At 66.7% G+C, this 19,903-nt stretch carries 19 protein-coding genes and 1 pseudogene; 15 read left to right on the plus strand and 5 right to left on the minus strand.

Going from position 1 to position 19,903, the window contains the following annotated elements:
- Positions 1–2: 2 nt before the first annotated feature.
- The gene (locus tag EPO55_RS10570) at positions 3–917 is read right to left on the minus strand and encodes a methyltransferase domain-containing protein (RefSeq protein ID WP_296336708.1); all 915 of its coding nucleotides are present in this window, start codon (positions 915–917) and stop codon (positions 3–5) included.
- Positions 918–1,087: 170 nt separating this feature from the next.
- On the opposite strand from EPO55_RS10570, the gene EPO55_RS10575 reads away from it, so the two are divergent.
- The 5 genes and pseudogenes from EPO55_RS10575 to EPO55_RS10595 all read left to right on the plus strand — a co-directional run bounded on the left by EPO55_RS10575 (position 1,088) and on the right by EPO55_RS10595 (position 5,167).
- Complete coding sequence (locus tag EPO55_RS10575) at positions 1,088–1,852, plus strand: ComF family protein (protein WP_296336709.1); 765 nt, start codon at positions 1,088–1,090, stop codon at positions 1,850–1,852.
- Positions 1,853–1,871: 19 nt separating this feature from the next.
- A complete protein-coding gene (grxC, locus tag EPO55_RS10580; protein ID WP_296336710.1) occupies positions 1,872–2,132 on the plus strand; it encodes a glutaredoxin 3 in 261 nt (86 codons plus the stop codon).
- A 13-nt stretch (positions 2,133–2,145) separates the two neighbouring features.
- A complete protein-coding gene (locus tag EPO55_RS10585) occupies positions 2,146–3,015 on the plus strand; it encodes a carbon-nitrogen hydrolase family protein (protein ID WP_296336711.1) in 870 nt (289 codons plus the stop codon).
- A gap of 164 nt (positions 3,016–3,179) precedes the next feature.
- Positions 3,180–4,528 (plus strand): annotated as a pseudogene (locus tag EPO55_RS10590) (IS1380 family transposase).
- 243 nt (positions 4,529–4,771) lie between these two features.
- Positions 4,772–5,167, plus strand: a complete 396-nt coding sequence (locus tag EPO55_RS10595; protein WP_296336713.1) for a hypothetical protein — start codon at positions 4,772–4,774, stop codon at positions 5,165–5,167.
- A gap of 125 nt (positions 5,168–5,292) precedes the next feature.
- Here the strand turns inward: EPO55_RS10595 and EPO55_RS10600 are convergent, their stop codons facing one another.
- Both EPO55_RS10600 and EPO55_RS10605 read right to left on the minus strand, forming a co-directional pair.
- Positions 5,293–5,793, minus strand: a complete 501-nt coding sequence (locus EPO55_RS10600; RefSeq protein WP_296336714.1) for a class I SAM-dependent methyltransferase — start codon at positions 5,791–5,793, stop codon at positions 5,293–5,295.
- Entirely contained in the window at positions 5,790–6,656 is an 867-nt protein-coding gene (locus EPO55_RS10605) for a DMT family transporter (RefSeq protein WP_296336715.1), read from the minus strand. Before EPO55_RS10605 ends, EPO55_RS10600 begins: the two co-directional genes overlap by 4 nt.
- A gap of 87 nt (positions 6,657–6,743) precedes the next feature.
- On the opposite strand from EPO55_RS10605, the gene EPO55_RS10610 reads away from it, so the two are divergent.
- Positions 6,744–7,232, plus strand: coding sequence for a DUF1178 family protein (locus tag EPO55_RS10610; protein WP_296336716.1), 489 nt, complete (start codon positions 6,744–6,746; stop codon positions 7,230–7,232).
- Positions 7,233–7,396: 164 nt separating this feature from the next.
- Here the strand turns inward: EPO55_RS10610 and ubiG are convergent, their stop codons facing one another.
- Positions 7,397–8,179, minus strand: coding sequence for a bifunctional 2-polyprenyl-6-hydroxyphenol methylase/3-demethylubiquinol 3-O-methyltransferase UbiG (ubiG, locus tag EPO55_RS10615; RefSeq protein ID WP_296336718.1), 783 nt, complete (start codon positions 8,177–8,179; stop codon positions 7,397–7,399).
- Positions 8,180–8,257: 78 nt separating this feature from the next.
- Between ubiG and EPO55_RS10620 the strand changes: the two genes are divergently transcribed.
- The 8 genes from EPO55_RS10620 to EPO55_RS10655 all read left to right on the plus strand — a co-directional run bounded on the left by EPO55_RS10620 (position 8,258) and on the right by EPO55_RS10655 (position 18,277).
- Positions 8,258–9,505 (plus strand): aspartate kinase, encoded by a 1,248-nt coding sequence (locus EPO55_RS10620; protein ID WP_296336719.1) that lies wholly within the window; start codon positions 8,258–8,260, stop codon positions 9,503–9,505.
- A 247-nt stretch (positions 9,506–9,752) separates the two neighbouring features.
- Positions 9,753–11,984 carry a phosphoenolpyruvate--protein phosphotransferase gene (gene ptsP / locus EPO55_RS10625; protein WP_296336720.1) on the plus strand — a complete coding sequence of 744 codons (2,232 nt, stop codon included), beginning with the start codon at positions 9,753–9,755 and terminating at the stop codon, positions 11,982–11,984.
- 80 nt (positions 11,985–12,064) lie between these two features.
- Positions 12,065–13,072, plus strand: coding sequence for a helix-turn-helix domain-containing protein (locus EPO55_RS10630; RefSeq protein ID WP_296336721.1), 1,008 nt, complete (start codon positions 12,065–12,067; stop codon positions 13,070–13,072).
- Between the two features lie 58 nt (positions 13,073–13,130).
- The gene (gene ispG, locus EPO55_RS10635) at positions 13,131–14,276 is read left to right on the plus strand and encodes a flavodoxin-dependent (E)-4-hydroxy-3-methylbut-2-enyl-diphosphate synthase (RefSeq protein WP_296336722.1); all 1,146 of its coding nucleotides are present in this window, start codon (positions 13,131–13,133) and stop codon (positions 14,274–14,276) included.
- 46 nt (positions 14,277–14,322) lie between these two features.
- A complete protein-coding gene (gene hisS / locus EPO55_RS10640; protein WP_296336723.1) occupies positions 14,323–15,564 on the plus strand; it encodes a histidine--tRNA ligase in 1,242 nt (413 codons plus the stop codon).
- Positions 15,561–16,634, plus strand: coding sequence for a peptide chain release factor 1 (prfA, locus tag EPO55_RS10645; protein ID WP_296336735.1), 1,074 nt, complete (start codon positions 15,561–15,563; stop codon positions 16,632–16,634). The genes hisS and prfA overlap by 4 nt, the downstream gene beginning before the upstream one ends.
- Before the next feature lie 3 nt (positions 16,635–16,637).
- A complete protein-coding gene (prmC, locus tag EPO55_RS10650; protein ID WP_296336725.1) occupies positions 16,638–17,507 on the plus strand; it encodes a peptide chain release factor N(5)-glutamine methyltransferase in 870 nt (289 codons plus the stop codon).
- A gap of 179 nt (positions 17,508–17,686) precedes the next feature.
- Positions 17,687–18,277, plus strand: a complete 591-nt coding sequence (locus tag EPO55_RS10655; RefSeq protein ID WP_296336737.1) for a DUF4167 domain-containing protein — start codon at positions 17,687–17,689, stop codon at positions 18,275–18,277.
- Between the two features lie 64 nt (positions 18,278–18,341).
- Here the strand turns inward: EPO55_RS10655 and EPO55_RS10660 are convergent, their stop codons facing one another.
- The gene (locus EPO55_RS10660; RefSeq protein ID WP_296336726.1) at positions 18,342–18,902 is read right to left on the minus strand and encodes a DUF4337 domain-containing protein; all 561 of its coding nucleotides are present in this window, start codon (positions 18,900–18,902) and stop codon (positions 18,342–18,344) included.
- 197 nt (positions 18,903–19,099) lie between these two features.
- Between EPO55_RS10660 and EPO55_RS10665 the strand changes: the two genes are divergently transcribed.
- Positions 19,100–19,903 (plus strand): Clp protease N-terminal domain-containing protein (locus tag EPO55_RS10665; RefSeq protein WP_296336727.1); only part of this gene is annotated, 804 nt, incomplete at its 3' end.

A 19,903-nucleotide genomic window follows, 5' to 3' on the forward strand; every position in this document is an offset into this window, starting at 1 on the left:
ATCTAGCTCCGCTCCACTTTTTCGCCGGCACTGTGTTCGGCGGTGCCGAGCGCCTCGGACAATCTCAGGGCTGCACTTCCCGGCTTCAGCGGCTTGGGCTGCGAGGCATGCGGCGCCCAGCCGTGCAGGAACAGCACCTCGAAACTCGCCATCACCCGGCCGGACGGCCCGGCAAAGCGCTCGCCGTAGATTTCCGCCGCCCGCAGCAGCGTGGCGCGTCGCCCCATGCCGCGGCGGCGCTCGAGAACGAGATTGCCCTCGCCCATGGCGCCGAGGTCGCGCATCAGCGCCAGCGCGCTTTCATATTCCACCTCGATCGTCTCGCCGTCGGCCACCGGCAGGGCGAAGCCCGCCCGCTGCAGCAGCCCGGCCGCGTCGCGCAGGTCGGCGAACGGCGACACCCGCGGGCTGAGGCCACCCTCGATCTCGCTCTCCGCTGCCGCCAGCGCCTGGCGCAGTTGCCACAGCGTGCCGCCGCCCAGCATGGCGCCCAGGAACAATCCGTCGGGCTTCAGGATGCGGCAGATCTGGATCAGCGTGCCGGGAAGGTCGTTGACCCAGTGCAGCGCCATGGCGCTCATCACCAGGTCGAAGCTGGTGGCGGCGAAGGGCAAGGCCTCCTCGTCGGCCACCACGGCCGGGCCGGCGGCCCGCCGGGCGAAGGTCTCGCCGAGATCGCTGCGCACGAGTTGCCCGACGGCGGATCGTTCACCTAGCGCCGTCGCGATCTCGTCGCCGTGACAGCCGAGGTCGAGCGCCAACGCGAAGCCCCGGCGCACGTCGTCCAGCCGCTCGACGAGGCGCTCGGCGATCTCGCGCTTGAGGAAGGCCTGGCTCGTCCAGCCGCGTGCCGCGCGGTCGCGCCGCCGGCGCAGCACGGTGCGGTCGAAGACCAGGAGGGGGTCGGGAACTGCCACGGCCCGTATGTAAGGCGAAAGTGCCGCCGCCGGTAGGGGATGGTGCCCCCGAAGGTCCCTCGCCTTCGGCTCGAGATGACACCATTGCCTTGGCAATATTGTCATCCCGAGCGCAGCGAGGGATCTTTCCCTGCCATTCTGTCGGCGCATTTGGCCGGCCCAATCCGCCCATGCTGTCCTCGGCCCTGAGTGTCTGCGCCAGCGCCGGCCGGCTGATGCTCGATGCCGTGCTGCCGCCGCTCTGTCTCGGCTGTGCCGAAATCGTCGAGGCGCCGGGCGCGCTCTGTGCCGGCTGCTGGCAGGGTTTCGCATTCATTTCATCGCCCCAGTGCGCGTGCTGCGGCGATCCCTTCGCCGAGCATCTCGGCGACGAGGCGCTCTGCGCCGGCTGCCTCGCCCGGCGGCCGCGCTTTCGCCGGGCCCGCGCGGCGCTGGCCTATGACACCCAGAGCCGCCGGCTGGTGTTGCCGTTCAAGCATGGCGACCGTACCGATATCGCCCGGGCCTGCGGCGGCTGGATGGCGCGGGCCGGCGCCGAGCTTCTGGCCGAGGCCGACCTGATCGCGCCCGTGCCGCTTCATTGGCGGCGCCTGCTGACCCGCCGCTACAACCAGGCGCTGCTGCTGGCGCGGGCTCTCGTCCGGGCGGCGCCACCGGGCGTCGAGCATCGCCTGGCCCCGGATTTGCTGCGCCGGTGCCGATGGACGGGCTCGCAGGCCGGCCTCAAGGCCGGGGAGCGGCGGCGCAATGTCCGCGAGGCCTTCGACATCCATCCGCGCTGGGCGGCGGGGCTCGCGGGCAAGACCGTGGTGCTGGTCGACGATGTGCTGACCACCGGCGCCACGGCCGAGGCCTGTGCCCGGGTTCTGCAGCGCGGCGGCGCCCGCCACGTCGATGTGCTGACGCTGGCGCGGGTTGTCCGGCCGACGGTATAGTCAGAGCAAGGAGACCACGATGGCCAGGATCGAAATCTACACCACGCCATTCTGCGGCTACTGCGCCCGCGCCAAGGGGCTGCTCGACGACAAGGGCGCCGCGTACGAAGAGACGGACGTCATGATGGACGACAAGAAGCGCACGGAAATGCGCGAGCGCGCCAAGCGCACGACCGTTCCGCAGATCTTCATCAACGGCCAGCATATCGGCGGCTCCGACGAACTCGCGGCGCTCGAGCGGGCGGGCAAGCTCGACGCCTTGCTCGCCCAGCCGGGCTGAGGAGGGCCATCCGATGGCGACTACGTTCAAGGCCGGTCTGATCCAGACCAACGTCAGCAACGAGATGGCCGAGAACGTGGCCTTCGTGCAGGAGCAGGCGCGGCTCGCCCGCGACGCCGGCGCCGATTTCATCATGACGCCGGAGAACACCGGACTGATCGGCGCCAACCGCACCGAGACGCTGGAGAAGGCGCAGACGGAAGAGAGCCACGGCATGCTGGCGGCCTGCCGCGCGGCGGCGCGCGAGACGGGCGTCTGGTTCCTGCTGGGCGGCATCCATGTCCGGGTCCCGGGTGAGGAGCAGATCCGCAACCGCTCCTACCTGATCGATTCCGCGGGCGGCATCGTGGCGAGCTACGACAAGATCCATATGTTCGATGTCCGCCTGGCTGGTGGTGAGAATTATTTCGAGTCGGCGACCTTCAAGCCGGGCGACCGTGCGGTGCTGGCCGAGACGCCGTGGGGCGTGCTCGGCATGACCATCTGCTACGACCTGCGTTTTCCCTATCTCTATCGCGAGCTGGCGCACGCCGGCGCCACGATGCTGGCGATTCCCTCGTCCTTCACCGTGCCGACGGGCCAGGCGCACTGGCACACGATCCTGAGGTCGCGCGCCATCGAAACCGGCTGCTTCGTCTTTGCGCCTGCGCAGGTAGGCACGCACAAGGGTTCGGGCCGCAAGACCTACGGTCATTCCATCGCCATCGCCCCGTGGGGCGAGGTGCTGGCGGATGCCGGCGGCGAGAAGGCAGGCTTTGTGATTGCCGAGGTCGATCTCGCCAAGGTCGAGGAGGCACGCAGGATGGTGCCGTCGCTGCAGCACGACCGGAAATACGCGGCGCCCGTGCTGCACAAGGCGGCGGTGGCGAAGGCGGCGGAGTGACGGCCCTTGGCCGTCATCCCGAGCAATTGCGAGGGATCTGATAAGCGAAGGATCCTTCGGCTATGCCTCAGCCCGTATTTCCCCGATGAAGCATTGAACTGGCCCGCATCGACTCCATTTGAGCCATAGGATTCAGCATCTTTTCTCATTGGGTCGAGGCGATGATGGCGCAGCCAGCGGGTGAAGCCCAATCCGATGCTCTCCGGCTCGATTTCGATCACCGCCTCAAGCTTGAGTTCCACGGTTCGAGTGTCACCTCCGATGCCGGCTTGCTGGCCTATCGCGAACTCGGCGACGCGCTCGGCCTGATGGCCATCGCGGGGCAACACCTGGTTGACGGTCGCACGGGCCGGAACGGTCGCCATGATCTGGTGGGCATGCTGCGCCAGTCGGTGTTCGGTCGGCTTGCCGGATACGAGGACGTCAACGACGCCGACCGGTTGGGGCGTGATCCTGCAATGCGCTGGATCGTCGGTGGCAAGGCGGTCGAGCGCGATGCGGCCTCGACCAGCCAGATGGGGCGGTTCGAGACCGAGGGGCTGGCGAGTGACGGGAACCTTGCCGCGCTTGTCGATCTCTCCGGGCAGTGGATCGACTGCGTTCATGGTCGCCGCTCGCCGAGGTCCATCGTGCTCGACATGGATTCGAGTGTCAGCCCGACGCATGGCGATCAGGAAGGCACCGCCTACAACGGCCACTTCGCCGGCACCTGCTACCATCCGCTATTCGTGTTCAACCAGTTCGGCGACCTGGAGCGTTCTGCGCTGCGTCCGGGAAACGTCATTCGGCGGATGGCTGGCGGGACGTGCTCGAACCGGTCGTGGCCCGCTACCGGGAGCGTGACCTGCGCCGCTACTTCCGCGCCGATGCCGCCTTCGCCAACCCCGACGTCTACGAGTTCCTGGAAGCCGAATACTACAAGTACACGATCCGGCTGCCCGCCAACCGCATCCTCCAAGAGCGCATCGGCTACCTGCTCAAGCGCCCTGTTGGCCGCCCGCCGATCACGATCCAACGATACTACGCCAGCTTCCGCTATCAGGCGCAGAGCTTGGCGATGCCACGACGCGTCGTCGCCAAGGTCGAGTGGCACCCCGGCGAGCTTTATCCCCGCGTCGGCTTCATCGTCACCAACCTGTCACGACCGACCGAACGGGTCGTTGCCTTCTACAACAGGCGCGGGACGTGCGAGCAGTGGATCAAGGAAGGCAAGAACGCGATCAAGTGGACGCGCCTGTCATGCTGCTCGTTCGCCGCCAATGCGGTGCGTCTCCAGTTGCACGCGCTGGCCTACAATCTCGCCAACTTCATGCGGACGCTGGCGCTGCCCGAGGTGGTCGCGCAGTGGTCGCTGACCAGCCTGCGGGAGAAGTTGATCAAGATCGGGGCCAAGGTCGTGCGTCATGCCCGCTACGCCGTCTTCCAGATGGCCGAGGTCGCGGTGCCGAGAGAACTGTTCGAGAAAATCCTGCGGCTGATCGACGAGCTGCGACGACGACAGGCCCCAGCGTAGGACCGGACGGGGCGAATGCGTCGTCACCACGGGAGGAGTGTGTCTGGATGGCGAGAAAAAGAGCCGAATCGATGGATCAGGCGTCGTTTTGGGCGTTGAACGCGGCAGGAGCGCCGGGAAAAGTGTGTCGGCCGACCATGGCTTCCCCGCAATCCGGCACAATGCTAGATCTTGCCCCGGTCTTGGAGTTCATCTGGGGAATGTCGGTTCAGTTGGACAAGATCGACAGATCAGGAGAGTGAGTTGCGTAAAATCGCTGTATTCATTGCCGTCGTTGCGATGCTCGGAGTCGCTGCGACCGGCGCTCGTGCCGAGGTGATCCAACTTGGAAAGCACTCGGTTGCCGAAGTCAGAAGCGCCTGTGGCGCTTCGTTCACCGTTCACGCCGATGGCGGCGGCTACGGCTGCCAGAAGAGCTGCAAGGGTTCCGACGGGAAGCAGGGGACATGCGCCGTCGCGTGCGACAACAACAACAACTGCAATGGCCAAACGCCAGACAGGACATCGCCCGGCACCGGGACGCGCAACACGACGGACTTGAACGCCGTTCTTACGAACCGGGTCGCGACGGAAGCACCGCCGCAGAGACAGGCTCCCACCGGACTGGGCACCTCCAAGCCTGCACCGCAGCGCCAATAGCCGAAGGCACGAAGCATTGCTCGCGAGGGCGCTGCCACTCGGGCAGCGCCCGTCATGGCCCCCAGCGGCTTCAGCGGCGGCGCAACTCGAAATACGTGCCCGCGACCGGGTCGGAGAATGCCGGCTCAGGATGACAAGCGCGCCGCGATCCGCTGGACCATCGCCATCTTCGGTTCGCTGATCATCCGCGCCTCGTAGGCGATCACCGAGAAGCGGCCGCGCACCAGCTCGAGCAACTCGCCGTCCTTCAGGAGGAAATCCGGATTGCTCGGTTTGCCGAAGCGTTCGTTGCCGACCATGAAGGTCTCGTAGAGCAGCACGCCACCGGGCTGCAGCGCGGCGAACAGGTGAGGGAACAGCGGCCGGTGCAGGTAGTTGGTCACCACCACCGCGCCGAACGTGCGACCGGCCAGCGGCCAGGGTGAGCCGTCCTCGAGATCGGCGGCGATGACTTCGACAGTGTCGGCAGCGACGAGGCCGCTCACGTCGCGATCGATCGCCGTCACGGGGTGACCGCGCTCGGCGAAGAAGCGCGTGTGCCGCCCGTTGCCCGCCGCGAGGTCGAGAACGGCGGCGCCGGCCGGCACGAGACCGGCCCAGGTGGCGATCCAGGGCGAAATCGTCATGGCTTGCGCCCTCCGGCGCCCTTCAGGTTCAGCAGGTTGCCCGACAGGATCAAGGCGGCGCCCAGCACGGTGAAGGTGTCGAGCCGTTCATTGTAGATCAGCCATCCGGCGAGCGCCGCCAGCGGCACGCGCAGGAAATCCATCGGCACGACGATGGTCGCGTCGGCATGCAGCATCGCCCGCGTCAGGCAGTAGTGCGAGTAGGTGCCGAGGAAGGCGATGACGAGGATCCAGCCCCAGATGGGGGCGGAGGGCCATCGCCAGACGGCGAGGGCCGGCACCAGCCCGATCGCCGACTGGATGACCAGCATCCAGAACAGGATGACCACGACGCTGTCGGTGCGCGTCAGCGACTTCACCATGGTGACGGAGATGGCGAAGCCGACGGCGGCGGCGAGCGCGATCAGCTGGCCGGGCACGATCTCGTTGGCGCCCGGCCGCACGATGACGACGACACCGACCACACCCAGCACGACGGCCAGGTTCTTCCAGAGGCCCATGCGCTCGCCGAGGAAGGCCACGGCCAGGATCGCCGTCCAGATCGGCATGGTGAACTCGATCGAGATGACCTGGGCCAGCGGGATCAGGGTGAGCGCCAGGAACCAGGCGAACTGCGCGCCGTAGTGCGCCACGTTGCGCACGACATGTTGCCAGGGCCGCGAGGTTTTGAGCGCGGCGAAGCCTCCGGCCAGGTGGATCAGCGGGTAGAGCATGAGGAGGCCGATAAGGGAGCGCATCTCCATGATCTGGAAGACATCGAGCGCGCGCGTTGCCTCGCGCCCGGCGATCGCCATCAGCAGCATCGCCAACAGCCATCCGGCCATCCAGAAGGCGGCTTTGGTATTGGAAGGTTGGTGATCCATCGGTGGTTCGGCGGCGGCTTGCTGGGTGAGGGGGCGCGACAATCGGGCCTTGCGTCCGGCCCGACAAGCCACCATTTTTGAACTGTCATGATTTTGTATCGCCTGCGTTGCGCCAAGGGCCACGAGTTCGACAGCTGGTTCAAGGACGGCAAAACCTACGAGCGCCAGGAAAAGCGTTCCCTGATCGGCTGTCCGGCGTGCGGTAGTGCCAAGGTCGTGCGCGCCCCGATGGCGCCGCGCATCGGCAAAGGCGGCCAGGGACGCGGCGAGCGCGTCGAGGCGCCTGTCGAGGCGCCGACCCAGACCGCGCCGGCCCCGGCACCCGATCCTCAGATGGCGGCACTCGCCCAAGCCATTCCCAAGGAGATGCGCGAGACGCTGCTCAAGCTCCGCGAGCAGGTCGAGAAGAACCTCGAGCCGGTCGGCGAGAAGTTCGCCGAGGAGGCGCGCAAGATCCACTACGGCGAAAGCGACAAGCGCGGCATCTACGGCCAGACCACCGACGAGGAAGCCGAGGCGCTGGCCGACGAGGGCATCGAGTTCGGCCGCCTGCCCTGGATCCCCAGGGGCAATTGACATCGGCAGCAGGAAAAGATAGGATTTCCGCCGTGTAATCCTATTGTCTGTCCGGGCACTGATAGGCCAGGACAGGGGCTGGCGACGTGAAACAGGTCATTCGGTGTCCCACGGCGTCACTGTCTCGATGGGATGATTTTCCAGGTAAATCAACGAGTTGTTAGCTAAGTTGTTACCCTGCCGGCGACGTGAACCCGTGTCCCATGCAGCATGTAGTTCACGTCCAGATCGGTCTTGTTCAGGCTCCAGGCCCGGCTGAGCGGGCTGTAGACCACGCCGACGATTTCTTTCGTGGTGATGCCACCGGCCTCAAGGCCGCGCACGGCCTCGGAGGGTTTGAGGAACTTCTTCCAGTCGTGCGTGCCGCGCGGCAGCCAGCCCAGGACGTATTCCGCGCCGGCAATGGCGAGCGCCCAGGCCTTGGCGGTGCGGTTGAGGGTGGAGAGGAAAATCAGCCCGCCGGGCTTCACCAGCCGGGCGCAGGATTTGAGGAACAGGTCGACGTCGGCCACGTGCTCGACGATCTCGAGCGCCAGCACGACATCGAATTGGGCGGCGCTGCTGGCCAGGGCCTCGGCGGTGCCCTGGCGGTAGTCGATCTCGAGCGCCTGCTTGCCGGCATGGAGGCCGGCGACGGCGATATTGCGGGCCGAGGCGTCGACGCCGGTGACCGTGGCGCCCAACCGCGCCATCGGTTCGCTGAGCAGGCCGCCGCCGCAGCCGATGTCGAGCACGGAAAGGCCTTTCAGCGGCTGGCCCGACAGCGCCTCGCGGCCCCAGTGGGCGGCGGCGCGGTCGCGGATATAGCCGATGCGGACCGGGCCGAGGCGATGCAGCGGCGCGAACTTGCCGGTGGGGTCCCACCACTCCTCGGCGATGCGCGAAAAGCGCTCGATCTCGGCCGGATCGACCGTGGAGTTGTGCGGAGTATGCGTGGTCTGGCTCATGGCTACCCTTGACCCATATGGCGCCATCGGTGTCTATAGCCCGCTTTCCGGGCAGAGGCTTGTCCTTCGAGTAGGTTCATGGCGCGCATCGTTCTCAAATTCGGCGGGACTTCGGTCGGCGACATCGACCGGATCAGGAATGCTGCGCGCAAGGTCAAGGCCGAGGTCGCGCGCGGCAACGAGGTCGCGGTCGTGGTTTCGGCCATGTCGGGCGCCACCAACCAGCTCGTGAAGTGGGTCAACGAGGCGGCCAGCCTGCCCGATCCCAGCGAGTACGACGTCGTCGTGGCGACCGGCGAGCAGGTCACCGTCGGCCTGCTGGCGCTGGTACTGCAGCAGGAGGGCGTCAAGGCGCGCTCCTGGGTGTCGTGGCAGATCCCGATCCGCACAGACGGGGCGCATGCCAAGGCGCGCATCGTCGACATCGAGACCGCCGAAATGGCGCGGACCATGGTGGCGGGCGAGGTCCCGATCGTGGCCGGCTTCCAGGGCCTCTCGCCCGACGGCCGCATCACGACGCTCGGGCGCGGCGGCTCGGACACCTCGGCGGTGGCGCTGGCGGCGGCGCTCAAGGCCGACCGCTGCGACATCTACACCGACGTCGATGGCGTCTACACGACCGATCCCAGGATCGTCGAGAAGGCGCAGAAGATCGACCGCGTGACCTACGAGGAAATGCTCGAAATGGCCTCGCAGGGCTCGAAGGTGCTGCAGACGCGCTCGGTCGAGCTGGCGATGAATCATCATGTGCGCGTGCAGGTGCTGTCGTCGTTCGACGCCGCACTGGGCAGCGATCTGCCTGGCACGCTGGTTGTGGACGAGGACGAAATCATGGCTCAGGGACTCGAGAAATCCGTGGTGAGCGGCATCGCCTTCTCCAAGGACGAGGCCAAGGTCACCGTGACCCACGTGCCCGACCAGCCGGGCGTGGCGGCGGCGATCTTCGGGCCGCTGGCGGCGGCCAACATCAACGTCGACATGATCGTGCAGAACGTCTCGCTCGACGGCAGCTCGACCGACATCACCTTCACGGTGCCGCGGGCCGATCTCGCCCGGGCGGTGCAGCGGCTCGAGGAGGCCAAGGCCCAGCTCAAGTTCGCCGAGGTCAAGTCGGACATCAACGTCGCCAAGGTCTCGGTGATCGGCGTCGGCATGCGCAGCCATGCCGGCGTGGCGCTGAAGATGTTCGAGACGCTCGCGGCCAAGGGCATAAACATCCAGGTGATCTCGACGTCGGAGATCAAGATCAGCGTCCTGGTGGCGGCCGAGTACACCGAGCTCGCGGTCCGCGCATTACATACGGCTTACGATCTCGACGCCGCCTGATCGCATTAGTTTCCTTGGTGGTTATGCGAATTAGCCGGTAGGCAGTTCGGCGCGGGTCTTGCTATAAGCGGGCCATGCGCGCGGCACTCACCTGCAAGGCTTGCCTCAACGCCCGCCCCCTCAACGCCCGGCCGTTGGCGGCGTGGCGAGCTTGCGCCTGCGCCATCGACCGTAGCTTCGTCGTCATCCGACTCAAGCATCCTGCGGTCTGACCATGGAGAGAGCAACTCCACTGGCCGGACCGCGAATGCTCCTCAAGCGGCTCCGGGACACGATGGCGCGTGCCGGTTCCGTCGAGGATACGCTGGGCGAGGTCGTGCGCCTGGTCGCCAACGAGATGGTGGCCGAGGTCTGCTCGATCTACCTGCTGCGCGCCGGCGAAGTCCTCGAGCTGTTCGCCACCCAGGGCCTCAATCCCTCGGCCGTGCACCGCACCCGGCTGCGTGTCGGCGAGGGCCTGGTAGGCGACATCGCCGCCCACGGCCGGCCGCTGGCGCTGGACGACGCGCAGGCCCATCCGCAGTTCGCCTACCGCCCCGAAACGGGTGAGGAAATCTATCACTCGCTCGCAGGCGTGCCGATCCTGCGCGCCGGTCGCGTGCTCGGCGTCCTGGTCGTGCAGAACCGCACCCGCCGCCAGTACGACGAGGAGGAAACCGAGACGCTGCAGACCATCGCCATGGTGCTGGCCGAGCTGATCGCGGCCGGCCACATCGTGAGCCCCAACGAGATGCAACAGGTCGACGGCATCGGCCTGCTGCCGCTGCGCGTCGACGGCGTGCAGCTGACGCCCGGTGTCGCCGTCGGCCGCGCCGTGCTGCACGAGCCGCGCATCGTGATCCAGCGGGTGGTCGCCGAGGACGTGACCCTGGAGCAGGAGCGCTTCGAGGAAGCGGTGCATGGCGTGCGGGCCGACGTCGACCGCATGCTCGAGGCGCATGACATGCAGTCGGGCGAGCAGCGCGAGATTCTCGAGACCTTTCGCATGTTCGTCGACGATCGCGGCTGGATGGAGCGCGTACGCGAGGCCGTGACCTCGGGCCTCACCGCCGAGGCCGGCGTGCAGCGCGCCTTTGACGACGTGCGCACCAGGCTCGGCCAATCGACCGATCCCTACATCCGTGAACGTCTGAGCGACCTCCAGGACCTCAGCAACCGGCTGCTGCTCCGGTTGACCGGCCGGGTCGCCGCCGATCCGAGTTCGATGCCCGACGACATGATCGTCATCGCCCGCGACATGGGACCGGCCGAGCTGCTCGACTACGACCGTACGCGCCTGCGCGGCGTCGTGCTCGAGGAAGGCTCGGCCTTGAGCCATGTCGCGATCGTGGCGCGCGCGCTCGACATCCCCGTGGTCGGCCGCGCCCCCGATGTGCTGTCGCGGGTCGAGCCCGGCGATTCCATCGTCGTCGACGGCGACAACGCCCAGGTCCTGGTGCGGCCGGCCGAGGACGTGCTGCAGACGGTCCATGTCGCGATCGAGGCGCGGGTCGAGCGGCGGCGCAAGTACGCGACGCTGCGCGACCTGCCGTCGGCGACGCGCGACCAGGCGCGGATCGCGCTCAACATGAATGCCGGCCTGCTGATCGACATGCAGCATCTCGACGACACCGGCGCCGACGGCGTCGGCCTCTACCGGACCGAGATCCCGTTCATGGTGCGTTCGGAGTTTCCCGACGTCGATGCCCAGGCCTGGCTCTATGGCCGTGTCCTTGACCTCGCCGATGGCCGGCCAGTGACCTTTCGCACCCTCGATGTCGGCGGCGACAAGGTTCTTCCCTATGTCGGGGCCTTCGGCGACGACAACCCGGCGATGGGCTGGCGGGCCATCCGGATCGGCCTCGACCGGCCGGCGATGCTGCGCCGGCAGCTTCGGGCCCTGATCCAGGCCGCCAATGGCCGGCCGCTGTCGGTCATGTTTCCGATGATCGCCGAGGTGGCCGAGCTTCAGAGCGCCCGGCAGCTGCTCGACCTCGAGCTCGACCGGGCCCGGCGGCGTGGCCAGGCCATGCCCGAACAGTTGCGTGTTGGCGTTATGTTCGAAGTGCCGGCGCTGGCCTGGCAGCTGGACAGTCTGTTGCCTCAGGTCGACTTCATTTCGGTCGGCACGAACGATCTTCTTCAGTTCCTCTATGCCGCCGACCGTGGCAACAGCCGCGTGGCCGGCCGCTACGACAGCTTGTCTCCCGCGCTGTTGAGACTGCTACATTTTGTGGTCGAGAAGGCGCGGCCCGCCGGCGTCGACCTCGCTGTCTGCGGCGAGATGGCCGGTCGGCCGGTCGAGGCGCTGGCACTTCTGGCCGTCGGCGTGCGTTCGCTCTCGATGTCGCCCGGGTCGATCGGACCGGTGAAGGCGATGATCCGGTCACTCGATCTCGCCGAGGCAACTGGTTTCATGGATGCTGCGCTTTCACAACCGGACCGACCCATGCGCGAGACGCTGCGCCTCTTCGCAGCCGACCACGCGATCGAAATTTAGCGACAAGAAGTCGAATCGCTTTTGCCCTGCCATGGCGCCTCTGCTAAGAGTTAGCCGCGAGGGGAAAGCAGGTTCTATTCATGCCGGATCAGGTCGATTGGCGAGCGGTTGAACGCGAGGCCACACCGGGCCGCGCGGTCGGTCGTTTGCTGCGCGATCAGCGCGAGGCGCGTGGCCTCGGCTTGTCCGATGTCGAGAAAAGTTTGCGCATTCGGCGCAGTCACCTCGAGGCGATCGAGGATGGTCGCTTCGACAAGCTGCCAGGTGCCGCTTACATCCCGGCCTTCCTGCGCGCCTATTCGGCCCACGTCGGACTCGATCCCGAGAAGGTGCTGACCGCCTATCATCTCTCCGGTCCGGTTCCCATCAAGCGCCCCGTGTCGCTGCCGGCGGATTTTCCGATTGTCGAAAAGCGTGCGCCGATCGGCCTCGCCGTGTTGACCATCCTGCTCGTCGTCGGCGCAGGCTACGCGGTCTGGAATTATCTGCCGCGCGAGCAGTCGGTGATCGCCGAGAAGGTTCCGCCCGTGCCGGATCGCCTGCTGGCGACGCGGCCCGTGGCGCCGCCGCCCGCTGCGCCGCAGCCCGCGGTCAACGGTCAATCAACGACGGCCGCTCCCGCGGCACCGTCCGTTCAAGAAGTTCGCAGCACCTCAGGCGCTTTGCCCGCTGAAGTTTGGCCGGCACCGCGGCAGGATAGCGTCGTGCAACCCGCGCCTCTCGCGCCGCCTGTCGTCGTTGCCGTGCCCGCGCCGCCGCCGCCAGTCGTGATGACGGTTCCCGCCATCGGTCAGGCCCAGGCCGCGCAGCCGCCGGCACAGGTCGAGCAGGCGCCGCCGCGCGTCGCCGCGCCGGCGACACCCGCGCCGACGGCTCCAGCAACCGAGGAAGCCGTGGCGCGCACGCCGGCTGCCGAATCCGCGCCGAGCCTGCCCGTGAAGTTCGACACGCCGATCAGCGTGCGCATCAACAGCTGGGTGGAATTGCGGGCGCCCAACGGCGACGTGCTCGCCCAGACCTACGTTCGTGCCGGCGAAAGCTATGTCGTGCCGGCTGGAATCGCCTACCGCGTCATCGACGCGCGCTAGGCCGGACGGCTGACCCGGCGGCTGGATAAGCCGCCCACCCACAGCTACATTGCCGGGCATGAGCATCAGACCCTACCGCGACATCGTGCGCCGCAAATCGCGGCGGATCATGGTCGGGTCCGTGCCGGTTGGCGGCGACTCGCCGATCACGGTCCAGACCATGACCAACACGCTGACGGCCGATGCCGAGGCCACGATCGCGCAGATCCGCCGCTCCGAGGAGGCCGGCGTCGATATCGTGCGTGTTTCCTGCCCCGACGAGGAGTCGACGGCGGCGCTCTCTGCGATCGTCCGCGCGTCCAAGGTGCCGATCGTTGCCGACATCCATTTTCACTATAAGCGCGCCATCGAGGCGGCCGAGGCGGGTGCGGCCTGCCTGCGCATCAATCCCGGCAACATCGGCAGCGCCGAGCGGGTGCGGGAAGTCGTGAAGGCGGCCAAGGATCACGGCTGCTCGATGCGCATCGGCGTCAATGCCGGGTCGCTGGAAAAGGACCTGCTGGAGAAGTACGGCGAGCCCTGTCCGGAGGCGATGGTCGAGAGCGCGCTCGATCATGCTCGGATCCTGCAGGATCACGATTTTCACGAGTTCAAGATCAGCGTGAAGGCGTCCGACGTCTTCCTCGCGGTCGCGGCCTACCAGCAGCTCGCGGACGCCTGCGACTACCCGCTGCATGTCGGCGTCACCGAGGCGGGCGGCACGCGCACCGGTACGGTCAAGTCCTCGATCGGCATGGGCTCGCTCTTGTGGGCTGGCATCGGCGACACGATCCGCGTGTCGCTGTCGGCCGAGCCCGAGGAAGAGGTCCGCGTCGGCTTCGAGATGCTGAAGGCGCTCAATCTGCGCCACCGCGGCGTCAACGTGATCTCCTGCCCGTCTTGCGCCCGCCAGCAGTACGACGTGATCCGTACCGTCGAGGCGCTGGAGAAGCGCGTCGGCCACATCACCACGCCGATGACGGTCTCGGTGATCGGCTGCGTCGTGAACGGCCCCGGTGAGGCGCGCGAGACCGACATCGGCTTCACCGGCGGCGGCGCCAACAACCATCAGGTCTATATCGCCGGCGTCCCGCACCATCGGCTGAAGGATGGAAATGTCGTCGACCACCTGGTGGCGCTGATCGAGAAGAAGGCGGCCGAGATCGAAGCTGCCAAGGCCGGCGAGGTCGCCGAAGCCGACCGACATCGTACGGCGGCCGAGTAGCGACCTTCGACCTCCTCCCGTCGACATTTTTCCAAGGCGATTTACCGTGAGCAAGCTTCAGCCCGTGCGTGGCACGCACGATCTTCTTCCCGACGAGTTCAGGCGCTTTTCCCATGTGGTGGGCACAGCGCGCGATGTGGCGCGGCTCTACGGCTACCGCGAGATGGCTACGCCGATCTTCGAGTTCACCGAGTTGTTCGCGCGCGGCATCGGCGAGGCGACCGACGTGGTCTCCAAGGAGATGTACACGTTCAGCGACCGTGGCAACGAATCGCTGACGCTCCGGCCTGAGTACACTGCGGGCATCTGCCGCGCGTTCGTATCGAACGGCGAGCTGTCCCAGCAGCTGCCATTGAAGGTCTTCGCCGCCGGTCCGATGTTCCGCTACGAGCGACCGCAGAAGGGTCGCCAGCGCCAGTTCCACCAGATCGACATCGAGGTGCTGGGAGCACCCGAGCCCGGCGCCGACATCGAGGTGATATCGGTTGCTGCCGACATTCTCGACCGGCTGGGCATCCTCGAGCGCTGTGTCCTCAAGATCAATTCGCTGGGCGACCCGGAATGCCGCGGCGTCTATCGCAAGGTGCTGGTCGACTACTACTCTGGCCACCTCGACAAGCTCTCGGAGGACTCCAAGAGCCGCCTGCAGCGCAACCCGCTGCGCATTCTCGACAGCAAGGACGAGGGCGACAAGGCCATCAATGCCGGGGCGCCGTCGTTTGCCGATCATCTTAACCAGGCCAGCCGGGATTTCTTCGCGACGGTGAAGGACGGCCTCGTGGCCGCCGGTATCGCCTTCGAGGTCGATCCGACCTTGGTGCGCGGGCTGGACTACTACACCCACACCGCCTTCGAGTTCGTCACCACCCATATCGGCGCACAGGGCACCGTGCTGGGTGGCGGCCGCTATGACGGGCTGATCGCCGAGCTGGGCGGACCGCCGACGGCCGGCATCGGCTGGGCTGGCGGGATCGAGCGCCTGATGATGCTGTGCAACGAGCCGCCGGCCGAGCCGCGTCCGGTCGTGATCGCGCCCTTGGGCGCCGCCGCCGAGGCCAGGGCGCTGGGAATTGCCCGGGCGCTGCGCCGCCAGGGGATCACGGTCGAGCAGGACTATCGCGGCAACATGAAGCGGCGCTTGCAGCGGGCCAACAAGCTCAATGCCCGGGCCGCCATCATCATCGGCGACGACGAACTGGCGAGGGGCGTGGCGCAGCTCAAGGATTTCGATAGCGGCGACCAGCGCGAAGTGGCACTGGATGCCCTCGCCGGCGCATTGAAGGGCTGAACGTCTTGTCGCTTTTGCTCAAGCTCAACCAGATCGTGACCCGCCATGCCGAGCTGCAGGCGGCACTTTCCGCAGGCACGCTCGACTCGCAGAAGTTCGTGGCGGCCTCGAAGGAGTATGCCGATCTCGGTCCGCTCGTAGAGGCGGTGAACGAATGGCACAAGGCCGAGCAGGAGCTGAAGGACGCCGAGGCGATGGCGGCCGATCCCGACATGAAAGCGATCGCCGAGGAAGAGGCGGCGGCGCTGCGCAAGCGCCTGCCCGAACTTGAGCAGACCGTGAAGCGTATGCTGCTGCCCAAGGACGCGGCCGACGAGAAGAATGCCATCCTGGAAATCCGCGCCGGCACGGGTGGCGACGAAGCCGCCCTGTTCGCCGCCGATCTCTTCCGCATGTACCAGCGCTATGCCGCCGAGCATGGCTGGAAGTTCGAGATCATGGAACTCTCCGACACCGGTATCGGCGGCTACAAGGAGGCGATCGCGACCGTGACGGGCCGCAATGTCTTCGCCCGGCTGAAATTCGAATCGGGTGTGCATCGCGTGCAGCGCGTGCCGGCTACCGAAGGCTCGGGCCGCATCCACACGTCGGCGGCGACCGTTGCTGTGCTGCCGGAAGCCGAGGAATTCGACATCAAGATCGACGAGAAAGACCTGCGGATCGATGTTTTCCGCTCCTCCGGACCGGGCGGACAGTCGGTCAACACGACCGATTCGGCGGTGCGCATCACGCACATCCCGACCGGCGTCGTGGTCAGTCAGCAGGACGAGAAGAGCCAGCACAAGAACAAGGCCAAGGCGATGAAGATCCTGCGCGCCAGGCTCTACGACGCCGAGCGCCAGCGCCGTGACGACATTCGCTCGGCCGACCGCAAGGGCCAGGTCGGTAGCGGCGATCGCAGCGAACGCATCCGCACCTACAATTTTCCGCAGAGCCGCGTCACCGATCACCGCATCAACCTCACGCTCTACAAGCTGGACGAGGTGCTCGAGGGCCGCGGGCTGGACGAGCTGATCGACGCACTGACCGCCGACGACGAGGCGGGTCGTCTGGCGGAGCTGGCGGCCTAGTCGGTGTCCGGGGTCGCGCGCTACGACGCGCTGCTCCGCGATGCCGCCGTCGCCCTGACCGCGGCAGGCATCGACAATGCCCGCTTCGAAGCCCGCCTGTTGCTGGCCCATGCGGGTGGAGTCCCGAGCGAATGGCTGATCGCCCACGGTGACGAGGTCGCGGCACCCGCGGTGGCCGAGGCGGTGCGTGCGCTCACTGCGCGCCGTATCCGGCGCGAGCCGATGGCCTATATCTTGGGCGAGCGCGAATTCTGGGGTTTGCCGTTCAAGGTTTCTCCCGCCGTCCTCGTGCCTCGGCCCGACAGCGAGACGCTGATCGAGGCGGCGCTGGCGCTGATGCCGGGGCGGACGGAACCGTGGCGTATTCTGGATCTCGGCGTCGGCTCGGGCTGTCTGTTGCTCACGCTGCTCCGGGAGTTTCCCAACGCCCGCGGCATCGGCATGGATGTCTCACCGGCGGCGCTGGCGATGGCCGAAGCCAATGCGGATGCGCTCGGGGTCGGCAGCCGGGTGAGCCTTGCCGGTGGCGATTGGCGAGAGCCGGGCTGGGCCGGGCGGTTGGGTGGCCCGTTCGACCTTCTTGTCTCCAACCCGCCCTATATCGAGACGAGTGCAATCGAGGGGCTGATGCCCGATGTTGCCCGTTTCGAGCCCAGGCTCGCCCTGGACGGCGGCGGGGATGGACTTTCGGCATATCGCGCCATCGCCCGTGGAGCGGCCGGGCTGGTCGTTCCGGGCGGCCGGGTCCTCGTCGAAGCTGGCGAAGGACAAGCCCCTGAAATATCGGCGCTTTTCTCGTTGGCCGGGTTCGCCGTCGAGGCCCCCTGGAAGGATCTCGGTGGGATCGATCGCATCGTCGCCGCGACGCATTAAGGAGTTGGCAAGGGAGGGGAATAGGACTAGCTTGTGAACTGTCCCTTAGGGGGCTTAGCCCGAGCCGCGAGGTGGCGGGCAAATATATCCCTCTGAAATTTAGCCGTGACGGCGCCCATGAAGGGCAGAGGGTCGCAAACAACAACAACCCCGTCCGGCGTGTAACTGGCCCTAGGTTAATGAGACCAAACAATCGTCAGCGATCGCGCGGCGGTCGCAATGGTGGCGGCGGTGGCGGTGGCCACCACAAGCAGCAGCACCACAATCCCAATCGCCCGCCCAATCGGAACCAGATGTTCGACAGCAGCGGCCCCGACGTCCGGGTTCGCGGCAATGCGCATCAGGTATTCGACAAGTATCAGGCCCTAGCCCGGGAGGCGGCCGCTTCAGGCGATCGCATCCAGGCCGAGGCCTACTGGCAGTACGCCGACCATTATTTCCGCATGATTCAGACCATGGGCGGCTTCGGCCAGCGCAACAATGTCGGCTATGGCGACGAAGAAGGTGGCGGCGGTCAACCGAATCCCCAGGGCCAGCAAGGTCAGCAGGGCGGCCAACAGGCCGGCCCGCCGCCCAGCAATGCCAACGGTCATGCGCCGGGCGAGCGCATGGGCGGCCGAGGCGACGACGTCAACGAAGCCGAGCCCGGTTTGGGCGGTGTCGCGTTCCTGCAAAATGGACGCAGTGCATCATCCGAGGAGGATCCGGCAGCCGACGATCAGCCCGAAATCCCGGCGTTCACGCCCCCGGCTGGCCGGCGCGGCGGATAGTCGATCCGGACGAGAGTTTCAAAAACACCCGAGGGTAGCTGCCTTCGGGTGTTTTTCGTTGCTCCTAGATGTGGAGCAGGTTGGGCGCGACGAAGCCCAGGATCGTGAAACCGATGCCCACTGCCCCCAGGCCGAATGAGACGAAGGTGAGCCAGGCAACCGTGGTCAGCGCCGCGGCGCCGGCCAACACGATCGCCAGCTGGAAGCAGGCCGAGCCGTACTCGAACATGTGGTAGGCCGCCAGGGAGCGGTCGCGGAACTCCTCTTTCGCCTTGGCCCGGGCCATCAGTTCCTTGCGGCCTTCGTTGGTCTCGGGCTCCGACTCGTAGCGTTGCGCGGTGCGCCGCCATTGCTCGGATTGGGCCTTCAGGGCTGCCGGCATGCTTGCGGGATTGTCCTTGTATTGGGCGTCGGCACCGTCGGCGGCCGTACGCATCGTGGTCTGCCGGATCGTCTTGGCCTGGAAGAACGACCAGAGATTGGACGCGTCGATATGGCTCGAGAGGCCATGGGTTTGCGCGCTCTTGCCGGACATCTCCGAGACCGCCAGCAGGGCGGCCAGGACGGCAACCAGCAGGGCGATCTTCTTGTTCGACGTCTCGACGTGACCGTGTCCACCAGACATTGCTGTTTCCCTCCGTCCACTTGATCCAGATCGTATCGGCCGGTCTCCATAGACCGGCATAGTTACGCTGGAAAGCCGCACCTTCGATCCGGTCTTGTACCTGCGCGATCCCTTCCCATATCGGTCGCAGGATGCCCGGATAGGGGTCCGCTCTTTCGCCTGCCGCATGACGGGGGCGTGAATGAAAGGGTAGAGCAATGAACCAAGAGAAATACACCGAACGTATGCGGGGATTCCTGCAGAGCGCACAGATGATGGCGCTGCGCGACGGTCATCAGCGCTTCGTTCCCGACCATCTTCTGAAAGTCCTTCTCGACGATCCGGAAGGCTTGGCGGCCAACCTGATCACGGCCGCCGGTGGCGATTCACGCCTTGTGCATCGGGAGGTCGAAGCCAATCTTGCCAAGCAGCCCAAGGTCGAGGGGCAGGGCGCCGGGCAGGTCTATCTGGCGCCCGAAACGGCGCGGCTGTTCGAGCAGGCCGAGGCGATCTCCGAGAAGGCCGGCGATTCGTTCGTCACCGTCGAGCGGATGCTGCTGGCACTGGTGCTCGCCAAGGGTACCGAGGCCGCCAATGCGCTGGCCAAGGGCGGCGTAAAGGCTCCGGCGCTGGAAAAGGCCATCCAGGATCTGCGCAAGGGCCGGACCGCCGATTCGGCGTCGGCCGAGAGCAGCTACGATGCGCTCAAGAAATATGCCCGCGACCTCACGCAGATGGCGCGCGAAGGCAAGCTCGACCCGGTGATCGGTCGCGACGAGGAAATCCGCCGCGCCATCCAGGTGTTGAGCCGCCGCACCAAGAACAACCCCGTCCTCATCGGCGAGCCCGGCGTCGGCAAAACGGCGATCGCCGAAGGCCTGGCGCTGCGTATCGTGAACGACGACGTGCCGGAATCGCTGAAAGGCAAGAAGCTGATGTCGCTCGACCTCGGCGCCATGGTGGCGGGCGCCAAGTACCGCGGCGAATTCGAGGAGCGCCTGAAGGCGGTGCTTTCGGAGATC

The sequence above is a fragment of the Reyranella sp. genome, from assembly GCF_004296935.1.
In the GTDB taxonomy this organism is placed as follows: Bacteria; Pseudomonadota; Alphaproteobacteria; order Reyranellales; family Reyranellaceae; genus Reyranella.